Annotated in this window: 16 protein-coding genes; 1 reads left to right on the forward strand and 15 read right to left on the reverse strand. The window is 36.6% G+C overall.

Annotated elements, in window-relative coordinates:
• Positions 1–5 precede the first annotated feature (5 nt).
• The 12 genes from LG273_RS11130 to LG273_RS11185 form a co-directional block, all read right to left on the reverse strand.
• The gene (locus LG273_RS11130) at positions 6–938 is read right to left on the reverse strand and encodes a PP2C family protein-serine/threonine phosphatase (RefSeq protein WP_379564600.1); all 933 of its coding nucleotides are present in this window, start codon (positions 936–938) and stop codon (positions 6–8) included.
• Positions 935–2,509 (reverse strand): DUF6382 domain-containing protein, encoded by a 1,575-nt coding sequence (locus LG273_RS11135; protein ID WP_404453576.1) that lies wholly within the window; start codon positions 2,507–2,509, stop codon positions 935–937. Before LG273_RS11135 ends, LG273_RS11130 begins: the two co-directional genes overlap by 4 nt.
• 334 nt (positions 2,510–2,843) lie before the next feature.
• Complete coding sequence (locus LG273_RS11140; protein WP_379564604.1) at positions 2,844–3,356, reverse strand: prepilin peptidase; 513 nt, start codon at positions 3,354–3,356, stop codon at positions 2,844–2,846.
• Positions 3,357–3,387: 31 nt separating this feature from the next.
• Positions 3,388–3,963, reverse strand: coding sequence for a TadE/TadG family type IV pilus assembly protein (locus LG273_RS11145; protein WP_379564606.1), 576 nt, complete (start codon positions 3,961–3,963; stop codon positions 3,388–3,390).
• A gap of 75 nt (positions 3,964–4,038) precedes the next feature.
• On the reverse strand, positions 4,039–4,710 hold the full coding sequence (locus LG273_RS11150; RefSeq protein WP_379564608.1) for a DUF4352 domain-containing protein: 672 nt from the start codon (positions 4,708–4,710) through the stop codon (positions 4,039–4,041).
• 13 nt (positions 4,711–4,723) lie between these two features.
• Positions 4,724–6,844 (reverse strand): DUF5702 domain-containing protein, encoded by a 2,121-nt coding sequence (locus LG273_RS11155; RefSeq protein ID WP_379564708.1) that lies wholly within the window; start codon positions 6,842–6,844, stop codon positions 4,724–4,726.
• A 15-nt stretch (positions 6,845–6,859) separates the two neighbouring features.
• The gene (locus tag LG273_RS11160; protein ID WP_379564610.1) at positions 6,860–7,525 is read right to left on the reverse strand and encodes a TadE/TadG family type IV pilus assembly protein; all 666 of its coding nucleotides are present in this window, start codon (positions 7,523–7,525) and stop codon (positions 6,860–6,862) included.
• 29 nt (positions 7,526–7,554) lie between these two features.
• Positions 7,555–7,746: a Flp1 family type IVb pilin gene (locus LG273_RS11165; protein WP_379564612.1), complete on the reverse strand. Its 192-nt coding sequence runs from the start codon at positions 7,744–7,746 to the stop codon at positions 7,555–7,557.
• A gap of 38 nt (positions 7,747–7,784) precedes the next feature.
• The gene (locus tag LG273_RS11170) at positions 7,785–8,648 is read right to left on the reverse strand and encodes a type II secretion system F family protein (RefSeq protein WP_379564614.1); all 864 of its coding nucleotides are present in this window, start codon (positions 8,646–8,648) and stop codon (positions 7,785–7,787) included.
• A 5-nt stretch (positions 8,649–8,653) separates the two neighbouring features.
• Complete coding sequence (locus LG273_RS11175; protein ID WP_404453582.1) at positions 8,654–9,601, reverse strand: type II secretion system F family protein; 948 nt, start codon at positions 9,599–9,601, stop codon at positions 8,654–8,656.
• A 4-nt stretch (positions 9,602–9,605) separates the two neighbouring features.
• A complete protein-coding gene (locus LG273_RS11180; protein WP_404453585.1) occupies positions 9,606–10,850 on the reverse strand; it encodes a CpaF family protein in 1,245 nt (414 codons plus the stop codon).
• On the reverse strand, positions 10,828–11,964 hold the full coding sequence (locus tag LG273_RS11185; protein ID WP_404453588.1) for an AAA family ATPase: 1,137 nt from the start codon (positions 11,962–11,964) through the stop codon (positions 10,828–10,830). Before LG273_RS11185 ends, LG273_RS11180 begins: the two co-directional genes overlap by 23 nt.
• A 610-nt stretch (positions 11,965–12,574) precedes the next feature.
• Between LG273_RS11185 and LG273_RS11190 the strand changes: the two genes are divergently transcribed.
• On the forward strand, positions 12,575–14,014 hold the full coding sequence (locus LG273_RS11190; protein ID WP_404453591.1) for a zinc ribbon domain-containing protein: 1,440 nt from the start codon (positions 12,575–12,577) through the stop codon (positions 14,012–14,014).
• 40 nt (positions 14,015–14,054) lie between these two features.
• Here LG273_RS11190 and greA read toward each other — a convergent pair whose 3' ends face one another.
• The 3 genes from greA to LG273_RS11205 all read right to left on the reverse strand — a co-directional run bounded on the left by greA (position 14,055) and on the right by LG273_RS11205 (position 16,007).
• Positions 14,055–14,531 carry a transcription elongation factor GreA gene (gene greA / locus LG273_RS11195; protein ID WP_379564624.1) on the reverse strand — a complete coding sequence of 159 codons (477 nt, stop codon included), beginning with the start codon at positions 14,529–14,531 and terminating at the stop codon, positions 14,055–14,057.
• A gap of 182 nt (positions 14,532–14,713) precedes the next feature.
• Entirely contained in the window at positions 14,714–15,352 is a 639-nt protein-coding gene (udk, locus tag LG273_RS11200) for a uridine kinase (RefSeq protein ID WP_379564626.1), read from the reverse strand.
• Positions 15,353–15,368: 16 nt separating this feature from the next.
• Positions 15,369–16,007, reverse strand: a complete 639-nt coding sequence (locus tag LG273_RS11205) for an O-methyltransferase (protein WP_404453595.1) — start codon at positions 16,005–16,007, stop codon at positions 15,369–15,371.
• Positions 16,008–16,034 lie beyond the last annotated feature (27 nt).

Raw genomic sequence — 16,034 nt, forward strand, 5'->3', positions numbered from 1 at the left:
ATCCTTCATTTCATTCCTAACAGGGATAACAGCTTATGCTTGCCTTTTGTTTCCGGATTCTCCACATATAAATTCCGAATGAGCATGAGTGTAATATTATCTTCTGCTTTTGAAAAGTTACAAAAGTTGATTAAGTACTCACACATCATTTGTAAATTCGTATACTCTTTTTCTAAATTTATCAGCATTGTTAAGATTTCTTCATTGGAAAACAGGGAATGGAAACCGTCAGAACATACTAGGAACATATCACTCGATTGGTAGTCACCTATCTGTATCTGTGGGTTTACCTCATCCTCTATACCTAAACATTGGGTTAACACATTTCGCTTTGGATGGTTTCTGGCATCCTCTTCAGATAAAATGCCGTCTGTTACTTGCCGCTCCACCCATGAATGATCTTCCGTTAATTTAACTAATTCAGGATTAGACTCCAAGATTTCCGTGCTTTGTTCTTGAAGAATACTAGCAAGATCCTGTTGATCCGCTTGATGGAAATATTGCTGTAATCCGTAATTCCATCCTCGCATTTGATAAATTCTGCTGTCTCCTACGTGGATGACAACATATTTTCCTTTGTACATAATGAGTAAAGATAAAGTAGTACCCATTTTCTTTCTAGTATGCAAGCTTGTTGCCTTGATAGATGCGTTAATCTGCTTCATAGTGGACGCCCCTTCGCGGGCAATCCGCTCCATGATATCTCGCTTCTTTAACAATTTAAGAATGCGCTTATCCCACCATTTTTCAAAGAATGAGATGGCTAATTTACTGGCAGTGTCTCCAACTTCATAGCCACCCATCCCATCAGCTACAGCAAACATAGCAATTTCATTTCCTTCACTGTCTTCTGCCTGACGGTGGAGATAGGAATCTTCATTTGTATTTTTTCTTGTCCCTTGGTGTGAGGCTTTACCTGTCTGCCATTTTTTACTCACGAAGCATGGCTCCATTTAAACGTATACGTGGCTTTACCAAGGATAATTTCATCATTTTCTTGTAGTGCATACACCTTATAAGGGACCATTGCATTTCCATTTAGCTTAGAACCGTTTTTAGAACCTAAATCTTTTATGCCGTATGATGTGGAGTCAATTTGAATGATTTCTGCATGGAGACGAGACACGCCAGTCGCATCCTCTGCATAACTTACAGAATCTGCATTTCTACCAATAAGAAAATTATTACGATTAAGCTTAATTGTTTCCTCCGGTCCATCAGGAATTTTTTTGATTAATAATGCTGTGACGTTTGACGTACTAGTAGATGATACAGCTGAAAGGTTAGCTTCATCTTCAAGTAAGACAGTATCATCAGATGGGTTGGTCAGTAATGTCGTATCCATTGTCGTAGCCGCAGCTAGCTGCTGATTAGCAAATACCGGTTGTTGCGTTGGGATCTGCTGGTTAAACATTTCTGCTTGTGGTTGATGATAAGCTTGGGCTTGTTGTTGAACAGCCGGTTGTGGTTGCGGTTGAGACTTTATAGGTTCAGCCTGTACCTGCTTCCCTGCTCCATTTTGTTGTTTAACCGGAACAGAAACTCCTGTTTCAATTGGCTTCACTCCAGGGCGCCAATATTTAACGAGTACGACTACTGCAATTACTACCACACCAGACAATCCAACACTTACACCAAGCATTGCTGGTGTCGTAATGGAATCGTATAACTTCCATATAAGGGCTAAAGCTAATAATGTTCCAGAAAACATGTATACTTTTTCACGAGACGTTAATTTTGGTAGCTTTTTCTTTTTCTTAACTTGGGTAGTTGTTGCAGTTGATTGTTGTGGCTGTTTGGTATTTACATTATTTGTTGTATTACTCTGAGCTTGCTGATTTGGTGCTACATGTTGGTTACTATTCAGATTTGATCCATCAAAGGAGGAATAACCAGGGGTCTGTCTTGTATAATTTACATTTGAACGTAATGAAATTAATTCAAGCAACAGCTTTTTTAACCCATTTATACTAAACCCATCATTTTTTATATAATTTAAGATGCTCTTAAATTCATTTCCTTGCAAGCCTTCTACTTCTCCTGCGATATCCGTTAATAGCTTCTTCATATCTTCCGTAACATTCGTTTCTTTGTTTAATGTTTTTACAGGTAGATAGACAAGATAAATGTCACCTGGGTTTGTTCCAATATAAATATGATCTTGTTTTAAAATAAATTTTTCCTGGTCTAGCATATAGGAAGTACAGCCCTCTAATGTTGAAATAATAGAAAGAAATACTTGATAATAATCATTCATAGTTGCATTCTTCTTCTGAAAATAGGATGCCAGCTTACTTTTTGATGTAAGGTCGTAAAACAGCTTTGTTTTTAAGTCCATATTTTCTACTGAAAGGGAAAGCAAATGTGGTATCGAATTTGACTGAATCATCTTCAATTGAACCTCATTTAAATCTCCCGAAGTAATATTCTTACCATTTTGTTCTGTGAAAACAATTGCTTGACCGTTATGATTTGAATAATCATATTGAAGCCCATAAATTTCACCCATTCTTTTCCCTCCTGGCTTATCGAATAAATCTTTATGAGATTGGTTTATCCTTAAGTATATTTTTCACAGCGGTACGTTAATATCCTTTACTAACATCTTATAATCTGTATCCTTTATACTTTGAACCCAAAAAAGCTTGCCACTATTATAAGAATGATAGTACAAACATTATAATGATAGCTACAACGGTTGCTTCTTCATCGACTATACATGTTAAAACAATTAATTTGGCCAATGAATTGATAACCAGAAAAAACCGCCAAGATAAATTCCTTTATTTTTGAAAGGTGTTTGACAAGAAATCTATTATCCCTGTCATAATAGTGCTGCGATATTAGAATAAAATGTAATAGTAAGATACAATAACGGCAGGAAAAATTGCGTACATAAAAGGAAACTTCACTATTTTTTTCTCTCTATTTATCATCTTTATATTTCTTTTTGCTTTCTTATTTATAAGAGCAATGAGGTTGTTGATAAGAACGTGTAAGTTTGTTCTAGTCGACACTAAGAGAAATATACCAATTATTCCTCCAAAAACAATAGAATACATTAAAATATATAGAACATTCTCTACACCAGTAAACGCTCCGATTGATGCAAACAATTTTACATCACCTGCCCCTATTGCTTTAAAAGCATATAGCAACAAACAAACTCCTCCACCCGCAATAATTCCAAAGAATGCAAAAAGGAGCCCATTTATCCCATCACCGATTAGATGACAAATCACCCCTAAAAGGGTACTTCCTGCGGTTAACCAATTAGGGATCTTATTTTGTTTTATATCCCATATAAAGGCAACAATAATAATAATAAATAAAAGGTAGTCATATACGTATAACATGTCTCACCTAACCTAATCTAAAAGACTATTATTACATGCCTCCAACCCAGAGGCGTTCATAAGCTTTTTTCTTTAGTGTAATTGTACGGTCTACAAATGGCACGGTTAAGTCCATATCATACGTAGCCGTAATACCGATATAAGACGCTGACGACCCATTAATAGATCCCGGCAATTCTACATCTACCTGTATATTTGAGTTATCAAAAGCGAATGAATCAACATTATCGGCAAACTTCTTTTTAACTAGAGGGCTTAATACATCAGAACCTAATTGTTGGAGAAAATTTGATCCTGATATGTCAATATCAAACTGCTCACGAAAAGTTGTTCCTGCTAGTTTCTCGACGTCTGACAAATTAAATTCGTTAATAGATATACCTGCCAATTTACTATTTGCTATCGTTTTTGCTTGTTCTGTTAGAATAGTTGCCGGATAAGCATGAGTAGCAATTACTTCGGCAGTTTCTGATACAGATTTATTAAGTGCTGTCTCAGCAATTGAAATTCTAATAATGGAAGCCATAAATACAACAAATAACATAAATACTGGTAAGACCATTGCAGCCTCCAATGTAATACTCCCATCTTCTTTGCGTAAACGCATTTACCCACCCCCAACAGGGAACATGCCAGACCAATCACACAGACTATCATTGTTTCTGGCATGAATTAATATGTTTTAATTTGCTTCATCAGCATTAAAGACAAATGAAACTTGGTTCGAAAGTGAATCCAAATCAAAAGCCGTTTGTAAAGCATATTCATCACTTTGCTCGATATCAAATAACAAAACACCGTTAACAGATTCGCCTGGCGCAATCTCTGCTGGCCATTCCTCTGCAACTCCATCAATATAAAACCAAGGTAGCCCTCCTGCTCCAGGCTCTGTAGCTAATTCTGTACTACTTAAAGCGTCTTCTGGGTTCAATACGTCATCGCCTAAATTCTTAATTGTTAGATTTACAATGACATAGTTCCCTTCCTGCGTAGGTTCTCCACCGGCTTCTTCTGTAATTTCAACTGAATTTAATGTTATCTCATGTGTGGAAAAATTATTAACGATCTTTCCTGTATCACCAATACCTAATTCAAGCTGATCTTCAGCCTCTTCAATAGCCTCTCCAGACGTATCAGCTTCTTCCTCCGTATTGTCTGAAGCGTCTTCTCCCTGAGAGGATTCCGCTTCATCAGTATTAGCAGGTTTTGAGTTGTTTGTTCCTTCAGTAGTAGATTCCTGGTTCTCTCCTTGGCTAGAAGTTGAATCTTCCTCATTATTATCTTCATTACTGCAAGCAACGAACATGACTGCAAATAATATTAATACACATGAGTTAAGTATAATTCGTTTCATTAAATATTCCTCCTTAGTATGAATAATCCACTTCTTTTTCTATATAATACCTTCCATTTCTTACACTGCCCTCTAAAATACCTGTAGATCCAAGCATATCCATAACACCTGGTAAAAACCATAAATCTATCGATGCTTCAGCCTTTGCACTTACATATGTTGGTGCTTCAACAATATCCTGTGTGGTTTTATTATCAACTACTGCCTGAATTCGATTAATCCGCGAATCACCACCGGGATGCATGAATAAAAATAGTCGTAAGTAAAATTTATAATCTGTCATGAAGGGCCTCATCCTGTCTATATGCAGTAATGGAACCTCTTCTCCACTAGTAAGCTTTTCAATATCTTTAACTGTTCTATTAAAAGCCCAAACCGTGGCAGCAATAAACTTAGGTAATGGATGTGGGACAGCTTTTACTTCTGTTTGGGTAAATGATGCTATGAAATTAAATGCAAACCTTGTTGCTGTCAATTCTAGTAGCGCATATCCATAATTCACACCAGGAGTATGAGATCCGTACAAAATATACTCTACCTCACGATTAATAAAGAGAAAATTATCAGGATAACTACTTGGTTGAAATAAACCAAGCTCATTGTCTGACGCGAACCTTGTAAGGATATATTCGTTAATATACGCCTCATCTCTTACATCTTTTGCTAATCCTCCTAAATTATGAAACAAACTACCTATCATATCGAATGAATCTTGTGAACCCTGTTCAGCATCCTCCAAATCCAAGTCTCCAGCACTATTCTCAGACGCACCACCATAGGTTGTAACTAAGTCCTTTAGTTTATTGTAGGTGGTATAATCTGTATTTAACGCCATGCCCTTATTTACAATATCTTTAATCTTATTAAGGGCGCTAAGAGCGTCCGAAAAGCTTCCTCCACTTCCCGAATCACCTGTTTCGGTTTCTTCATAGTTATTATCTGCATAATTATGTGCTGCCTTAGTATCTGTATAAGCTGTATCAAAATGGTTTTTTATGTTATTTATCACCGCATTATGAGGTCCATTTAAAAACCCTTCAAAATCACTAATTTGATATTTGACATATGGTAAGAGAGTCGCAGAATTTCCCGGTGCACCGCCATCTACACTTTTTCCTGCTTTTTTTGTTTTCGAAATGCTGCTTGTAAAAAAGCTTTTTTCAATGACATATTCACTGATCTGATTTGTTAAATCGTTCAATTCTCCCTCTACTTCAGTTAACGCTTGGTCACTACAGTTGTTGCTTGAAAGATTATTATACTTCTGATTAACATCTTCCTTGACATCCCCAATTTTCTTCTCAATATTATTGTTAATCCTTTGAGCTTTCTCTAAGTCCTTTACAGCATTGTTTAATTCCTTTTTAGCAGTGTTACCTTTCGTTCTAATCTCAACCAAGACATTTCTAAGATCATTTTCAAATTCTTCCTCAGGTTCTTCCTCATATTCTGGAAACTGAGCCCTTGCATCTTCTAAGTTATCCACATTGGGGTAAGTAGATCTAGCGCTATCATTAACTTTACCCTCTGCATCTTTTAAGCTGTTACGTGCATTTAAGAGGTGCTTGACAGCATCATCCATACTCTCATCTCTATCTTGAACCAAGCCATCAACTTCTTTTGCAACATCAACATAAACTTCAGCTTCTTGCATGGTACATGTGTAAGGTAGAATGCCATCGATTATAACCTTGCCGAATTCAATTGGGGCTTTATATTTCATATCCTCAAGAATCTGATGCTTTACAATTTCTGTATTAGAAAAAGTTCGGTTTTCATTTGGCTCAAATGATGTGTTTTCTACCTTTGTGTCCACAAATTTATAATAACCACTTTCATCTACTGTTAAATTTTCTTCAAACACCTTATCAAATATCTCAGCTGGTTGTTCAGCCCCAGGATTAATTACAAATAGTCCTTTATTTTGAACATCTTTGTCGTATGAAGAAAAGGAAGAACGAATTGCGGACTTAGAGGCCTGCTCAACCTGGTATTCTGCAACCATTATTCTGACAAAGTCTATCAATACTGCATTAAATAAAAACAATAGGAGGGTAACGATAATTACATATATCGAAACAGCTCCATTCTCTTTTATAACAAAGCGATGAAAAGCCGCCTTGAGTTTCTGCATCAACTGTTACCCTCCCTACCGTCGAGACATAAATTGTGTTATATAACTGGAATATTCTTGTAATGATTTAACTGCATATATAACAAGATCAGTTGTTCTAGTAAATTCTGTCGGATCTGTTATAGAGCGAGATACTTCTACCTCTATTTGGTCTATTCCAAATAAATTTGTAACAGAGGAAGGAAAATTCAAGGGACTATTAAGATGTACAACGATCTGGCTTCCTGCCAAGTTATTTTCATATCTTACCTCTCCTGTAGCTCCTGAGGGTAATATATCAGAAGAAACTCTTCCAAGTTTTTCTTGGGGTAGCCCTCCTCCGCCCCCTGAACCTATCGGGATACTTGCTCCCCCATTAGAAAAGATGTCGATACCAAACTGCGATAAATATTGGTCATCCGTAACTCTCCAATATAGGCCATCACCACCATCAAACGATGTGTATTTATCAAATTCACCAGTATTAATATCCTTATCACTGTTGTTCCATACAAAAGCAAGCTTTTCAGCAACTGAATTAGCACTGTAATGTAAGGCTGATTGTTGGTACATAACCAGAGCAAAAAATATAAAACAAAGAGTTAACATTAATAAAATAGGGAAAACAAGGGATGCTTCGATGGTGAAGCTCCCTTTTTCCTCTTCTTTAAACCTGCGGAATTTGTGACTGCCTGTTTTCATAGATAGCGGTCCTTTCTTGAACTAAAGGCTTACTCGTTGCTTTTGAAATCTTGAATTTCACCTTCTCCAAAATCGAGAAGTTCATTTATCCATCCCATAATATTCTCTCTAAACAACAAAGCAATAACAACGATAACCGCAATAATTAACATAATCTCGAGAGTCTGTAGCCCATTCTCATCCTTCCAAAATCTCTTACAAGCGTTTTTAAATTTTTGCATTTATAATTCCTCCTATAATTTACATTTATTTAACCTGCTTACATAATTGTAATTGCAGGGTAACCAACAATAATCATGACTGCCACAAAGATTAGAATTAAAGGAAACACCATTTTAGAAGAGGCTTCCTCTCCCTTTGTTTTGGAGATGTTTTTCCGCTTCTCCCACAACTCATGTGAAAGCTCACGTAATGCGATAATTAGGTCATTGCCACCTTTTCGATAGTTTAATAGAATAGTTGTGGTGAAAATGGAAATTTCCTGAATACCACATTTTCTACTTAACTCATTTAACACCTGATGGAATGGTTCATTGCTCACCATCTTATTAACTGTTTCAGTTAGCTCTCGCATTAGTGGAGAAGTGGGGTCCTGGGTTGTCGTAACACAGCGAATAAGTGCCTGCTGTACAGTCTCACCAGCGTTTACTAACAAGATTATTTTATTTACGACCTCTGGCAGCTCTGTCAATATATCATCTTTACGTTCCTTTTCCTGGCTGGAAAGTTTTGCTACCATTGCATAGGGGATCATTACCGTAAAGATAATGCCTACAATTAAAATGGTTGTGTCCCCTTCTGAAAGTAATGTAAAAAGAAAAGTTCCTAATAAGCACACTAGTGAAGTGGAAACAAGCTGAGCGACATACATTCTCGTGTGCTGCAGGGCGGTACGGTTCCCATACAGGCTAATCATCTTCTGTTGAATTTTTGCAATTTGACTGTATAACCGCTCCATCACCTTAAAATTATCTATTAAATACAAGGAAACAGGAGCCATAAACATAAGTGGGTATTGATCCTTAAACCCTTCCACCACCACATCGTAGCGTTTACCGACCTTAAGGGATAATCCAAAATAAACTCCTATTATGATAAACGTTAATATGCCATATACAATCATAAGCCTCACACCTTAATATCCATAATTCGTTGGCCATACCAGTATGAAAAGACAAGTATCCCTAGACAAACCGTCATAAAAATTGGCCCCCTGCTGCTCCACTGGTACATCGGAGCTAAGTAATCTTCCGCACTGTATTTAAGTAAAAGGATCATCCCTAAGGGAGCAATACTCATAATCCTGGATTCAAATTTTTTCTGGGCGACCATGACGGCAACCTCTTGTTGAATATCAATTTTTTCACTAATAATATCAGAGGTCCTTCTAATCACCTCTACCAGGTTCCCACCCGTTCGTTTACACGTGATAAACACGTTGGCAAAGTTTTGAATATCTTCTATGTCTGAACGATTACTAAAGTCTAGTAATGCATTTTCAATCGTTTCACCATTTTCAATGCGTCGATTAATGATCTCAAACTCTTGAATGATTAACGTATTTGGGTCTGGATAGAGTAAATATAGATCTGCCACTACTTCACGAAAGCTATTTTCAATTGATCGCCCTGCCGCTAAGGAAGATGACAAGGAGGCAATCGCTTCTTTAAACTGTAATTTTAGCTTCTCTTTCCGCTTGTTTAACAAGGATTTACGTTGAATTCTCGGATATAAAAGGCCTAAAGCGCCAAGCACAATAGTAGCGATAATGCTTTCATAGAATAAATAACCAACAAAAGCGAAAAAGGCGCAAGCTATGACAGCATAAAATACGTATTCTCTAATCGAAAGGCGATATACTGCATAATTTACTAGATGCCCCTCTACTTCTTTTTGTTGCTTTTCTTTAAACTTATCCATGAAGTGCTTTTTCTTTAGTAACTCAAGTTCTTTATTCTTTTCATTCACTAGTTTACTGTCTAGTGGTATTTCTTCTTTCTTTTTCCGTTTTCTCACTGTGTAAATATACGCTCCTACCAAACAAACCAATAGAACAATTAGTAAAATATCTGTCATCTATTCACCCACTCAGCCTTTCCTTATTAACAGAAATACCAGCCAGTTGTGCTTTTGTTTGGTTTAGCAAGGAGTTACCAGTTGCTCGTAATTCGCCGATAACTTCTCCCGTATCGGTTTCTGCTTCTTCCTTAAATTCGTATAGAGGATTTAGAAGAACTTCTCCATTTTCTACACCGATTACCTCACTAATGGCCACGACTTTCCTCGTATTGTCCCTTAGGCGCATTAAATGCACCATAATATCAATGGAAGAGCTTATTTGCTGGCGAATAACTTCAACCGGCAGGGATGCTCCACTTAATACCATTGTCTCAAGTCTGCTAAGCATATCTTTAGTAGAGTTTGCATGGCCTGTTGAAAGTGAACCATCATGACCTGTGTTCATGGCCTGGAGCATATCTAAGGCTTCCGCACCACGAACCTCCCCGACGATAATTCGGTCTGGTCGCATCCGTAGAGAGGATTTGATCAAATCGCGAATGGAAATTTCGCCCTTTCCTTCCGTATTCGCATTCCTAGTTTCCAAGCTTACTAGATTGGGAACACTTTTGATTTGTAACTCTGCTGAATCCTCAATGGTTATGATTCGTTCATCTTGCGGAATAAAGTTAGAAAGAACGTTCAGAAAAGTTGTTTTCCCGGAACCTGTACCTCCACCGATAAAGATATTATATTTTGATACAACGAGTTTCTGTAAGAACTCAGATGCCTCTTTTGAAATGGAATTCTTTTCAATTAAATCTTCAATCATAAGAGGCTTTTCCGGGAATTTCCGAATAGTCATTACAGGTCCCTTTAGGGCAATTGGTGGTAATACCACGTTCACACGTGAACCATCATGCAACCTTGCATCAACAATTGGTGATGATTCATTTACTACTCGGTCAACCTTTGAAACGATTGCCTGGATAATATCCTCCAGTTTTTGTTCACTTTCAAACTGTATATCCACTTGGTAAGTTGAACCATTTTTTTCGATAAACACTTCTTTATGGTTATTTACCATGATCTCTGTAATGCTCTTATCATCAATCAAAGGTTGGAGAACATCATATCCTCGAAAAGCATTATAAATCCTTTCAACTAAGTACTTTATTTCACTCGACTTCAACTTATGTTCGCTTGCATAATCAAAAACCGCTGCTTCCACATATTCGCGCAATTCATGGTTTTTTATGGAATGCATCAAATCCAGTGTTTCTCGCAAGTGCTGAATCAGTTCTTTAATTACCTTCTCTGTTTCCAATTGCAGCACCCTCCCTGTTGGCAATGATTTTGTCTCGAATAATAGCTTGTAATTCCCGATTAAATTGCTCATTACCCAATACTTCCGTACTTGATTGCATAGTTGACCAGGACGCTATATAAGGGAGATAACCATCAATACTCATTTCAACAGAGTCTATTTGAGGCATTGAAGTTCCTAAATGTTTATTGAATAATACCAGTGTCTTATCTTTCACAATATTTTCTTTACCTACCAGCTTCTCTTCTTCTGCAAAGAAGCTTTTAAGTTTCAACTGACTTTGAACATCATTAACAATTGTCCAGATAACATGGTCAGCCTCTTTTAATACTGCGATATTACGCTCATGCAGGGAGCTATCAAGGTCCACGACCACATAATCATACGCACCTGTCTCTACAATTCCGTTTACTAATGTGCTTACATCCTTTTCATTCATCTCAAGCATTTCATCTGCGCTTATTTCGATATCGAAGTAATCCACCATGGAGTATGCATCATATTTTTTTAATGCTTCCATTTTCGACCGTAGTTGCTCTGATTCTGCTTTAACGTAATAAAAAATTTGCAAGGAAGGCTGATCTTCTGCTGATGTAAAATAAAGACGTGTTGAATTAAATAACTCGAGGTTTAAATAAAATACTTTAGCATCTGTTAATGCAAGCTGTTTACAAAGGTTTACAGCAATCGTAGTTTTACCTACACCGCCACTTGCTGAATAGGATGCAATAACCTTTGTCTGTTTACTTCTGCTTAAAAGCTTTCCAGCTACTTCATTATGTTCATAGTAAATAGCTAATATGGACGATACCAATTGGTTTAACCTTTGGTACCTGTAAATTGCATTCCACTCGTTTTTTCCTTTCACTTCATCATCTTCCAAAGTAATAACGGTTGTTTCCGGTTTTACTGGAAGATCTGCTGTGGCTAGTGACGTGCTAATTAATAAAATATCAATCTGTTGTCCCTCTTGTATGTATGTACGTAAATTAGCAGCTTTAGTAAAACTAGTCACAATGAATTGGTCTGTTTCTGTTGAAGTCCGCATAAATGCGGATAGAGATTCTAAGTAATCTGTGTTATCGTCCAATACCACTATACGTAATTTTTTCATATATCCACCACCGTCATTTCGCTATCATCTTTACTACTTTTAAATATTACTAAAGTTGTCACACGAAATTAAGAGCTAAAAGCAAAAACAGTTATTTATACCTATTGTCATTCGGTAATCCTCTTGAATCCAAGATATTTTTATCTTGATTTCAAGATTTTTACACAATAATCGAATATTCTTAGGGTTAAAGTCATAAAATATATGTTTTTAATGCGTTTTCACACATATATTTACTTTAAACAGAATAATTAAATATTTTGAAGTTTTCGTCGGAGTTTAAACGCTTCTAGAAATTGTAAATCAAATACAACTATGGCCCCACACCTTTCTATCTAGTTATAGTAAACATCATTTAAAACTCGGGATTGTAACAAAAATGTAATATCTTATAGACTAAAAATGAAGTTGAAGTTTGTACGTCACTACTAATATTTCGTATTATTTACTGCTTGTTACCCTGATAAATAGTTCCACCCTTTCTTATGATTAATAATATATACCCAGGGAAAAAACTTCTAAACAGTTAAAATGGTTCATAATTTCTTAAGTTTATTGTGTTACCATTAATTACATATGATTACAAACAGATTAAGGAGGATTTGATCAGTTGAAATGTGACCAATGCAATGCTCAATTTGATAGTAAAAATAAAAACTTTTGTCCAGAATGTGGTGCCGATTTATCTGAACAAAGAGAAAAGGAAAGTGTTAGAAAAAAGAAAGCAAAGAATAAGGCACTTATTTTTGGTATTCCCATCTTGGTCGTTATTGCTGTTATTACAACATTTTTCTTTATTGGAAAAGGGAAATTCACGCCAGAAAAGACGCTCACGACTTTTGAAGAGGCTGTGGAACAGGAAGATACTTCTAGATTGGCTAGTTTGTTGATATCTACACAAGATTCTTTTGAGATTACAGAGGATAATGTTGCACGATTTATTACCTATTTAAAAGATAACCCAGCTGCCTATGAAGAACTTTTAAGCAAATTAAATAGTCAAGTAGAAATAATAAATTCTAATTCAGATGGAAACAATGGTACAGCATACTTGGACGATGTTTACGGTACGGTTAACATTACGAAAAGTGGAAAAGAATGGTTTCTATTTGATGGGTATCAACTTCAAGTAATACCTTCTTTTGTAAAACTAAACACTAAAAACAAAGAGGTACAACTATTAATTAATGGAGAAGTAGCAGGAACATCCGATAAGGAAGACTTCAGCGATACATATGGACCATTAATGCCTGGGGCTTATGAGGTAACAGCAAGCTATAAAAATGACTATTCAGAGGTTGAAAACAAACATGTAATGGAGCTATTTAATCTAGGACAAGACACGATGGAGCAGTCATTCCAATTACCACTTGGTGAAATTACTGTCGATTCTTTATTAGATGGGTATACTTTAGCAGTGAATGGTGAGAAAACCGATATCCAAATTGAAGAAGGAGAACAACAGATTGGAACATTTCCAACAGATGGTTCTGTTGCGTTCTCTTTTCATAAGGAATTCCCATGGGGAGAAGTTAGCAGTGATGAACAAGCTGTAGAAAGTGATTACATTGGTCTGGATACAGTAAACGCATTAACGCCAGACATGCAAACTAGCATCATGGAACAGCTCAACACAACGATATCTGAATACCATCAGGCACTTACAAAGAAAGACACATCTATTATGAAAACTGGCGTCACAGATAATATGAAACAGAGCCTTGTAGAGAGGCAAAAAGAAGTGGAAAAAGAGGAACCCGGTTACGAAGGAAAACTTATACAAGCGATTTATGACCTTGAGGAAATTTCCAACCCTAAATTTAATGAAGATATGGACGCCTACACAATTACAATGAGAGCGCACTATGTATTTCATGAACCAGTAGATTCGCTTGGATGGTTACTTGCTGACAGAGAAAAGGATGAGTACACCCGTCCGAGAGAGCTTCAGTTAATATATGACGAGGAAGCAGAGCAATGGAAGTTGGATAGCTACAAGAATGAATACTTTATAATTACTTCTTCCGATGAAAAAGTTTTTGATCTGTAACCATACAAAAAAAGCGGGGATCCCCCGCTTTTTTTATATGCTATTCTACTTTTGTAATTTTAACCTGAATGTCACCACCAGGAGTTACCACAGAAACTTCTGTCCCTACTTCATGTCCTAACAGGCTCTTCGCCATTGGAGAATCATTGGAAATTTTACCTTCAAACGGGTCAGCTTCGGCACTACCTACGATGGTATAGGTTTCTTCGTCTCCATTAGGTAATTCTTGGAAAGTAACAGATTTACCTAATGATACAACATCTGGGTTATCGTTATCATTTTCTATTATAACGGCATTGCGGATCATTTTTTCGACTTGAGCAATCCGTGATTCAACGAAAGCTTGATCATCTTTCGCAGCATCGTACTCTGAGTTCTCAGATAGGTCACCAAAGTCACGAGCTACTTTGATTCGCTCCACTACCTCCTGTCTACGTTCCGTTTTAAGGTAATGTAATTCCTGTTCTAACTTCTCTTTCCCCTCTTGTGTCATATAAAAGCTTTTCTCTATTGCCATTAAAAAAACACTCCTTTTTTGACTTCCTTGGAAATGATTAGCTATATCAATTGAGAATAATTCTCATGATAAATAAAAATATACTAAACAATACTATGGCAGATTTTATCTATATTTTCAACACTTTTCTTTTTATTTTCTAAAATTTTCCTTACTCCAAGGAAGATAGTTGGAAATATAAATTACTTCGGTAGTTTGTTTTTCTCCAGGATGTTCTCTATTTTAGTTGCCATTAAGTCAATAGCAACATGGTTTTGTCCACCTTCTGGAATAATAATATCTGCATAACGTTTTGTTGGCTCAATAAACTGTAAATGAGATGGACGAACATTTTGTATATATTGGTCAATGACTGAATCAAGAGTCCTTCCACGCTCTTTAATATCCCTTAATAGCCTGCGTATAATCCGCAAATCTGCATCAGTATCTACAAACACTTTTATATCCATCAAATCAACCAGTCTAGGGTCTTCCAAAATTAAAATACCTTCCACAATAATTACTTCTTTTGGCTCCACAGGAATTACTTTATCAGAACGCGTATGGAGCTTATAATCATACACTGGTTTCTCTACTGGTTTATTATTTAATAATTCGTGTAAATGCTGAATTAATAAATCGTTATCAAAGGCTAAAGGATGGTCATAATTTGTGCTTAACCTTTCCTCTAAGGGCAAATCACTCTGGTCCTTATAATAATAATCCTGCTCAATCACAAGCACTGTTTTATCGGAAAAGCGCTGGGATATGGATCTGGTTACAGAAGTTTTTCCGCTGCCACTACCTCCCGCTACGCCAATCACTACTGGTCTATCTTGCATTCTTTCGTTTCTCCTTTCAGGGCTTTCGTACACTTATTGCTACTCCATCACCTATAGGTACAATGGAGGTTGTAAAGTTTGGATGCTGCATCAGCCATTTGTTGTAATCCCTTATTTTTTCTACCATTTTTTTATGTCGCTTAGATGCTGTCTCAGGCTCTGCAACAAATCCCCTGAATAATACATTATCGGATAAGATAACGCCTTTTGGAGAAAGCAATGGGCTGGCAAGCTCAAAAAATCTTTTATATTGGCCTTTAGCAGCGTCGATGAAAATAAAATCAAATTTCCCATCAAGCTTCGCTATTTCTTCTAATGCGTCCCCTAAAATAACCTGGATGCTGTTATCCTTTCCGTTTTCCTTAATTTCTTCTAATGCCTGGTTGTATCTCGCTTCATCTCGCTCAATTGTGACAATAGATGCTTCAGGATGTGCGGAAAGCATGCGTAGTGCCGAGTAACCAATAGCGGTACCAACCTCCAAAATTCTGCTCGGCTGATACATACGAATTAATTGGGTAACAAATTGCATACTTACTGCGTCCATTATCGGAACATTATCTCTAGTAGCCTTTGCTTCTAAGTCTTCCATCCACTTTTCACTGTCTGGTAACAACTCAACTAAATAATTATTCATCTCTTCTTTTAAATACATGTACTTCCCTCTGTTTCTATCAGTCAT

The organism is Oceanobacillus kapialis (assembly GCF_044790185.1).
Lineage (GTDB): Bacteria > Bacillota > Bacilli > Bacillales > Amphibacillaceae > Oceanobacillus_B > Oceanobacillus_B kapialis.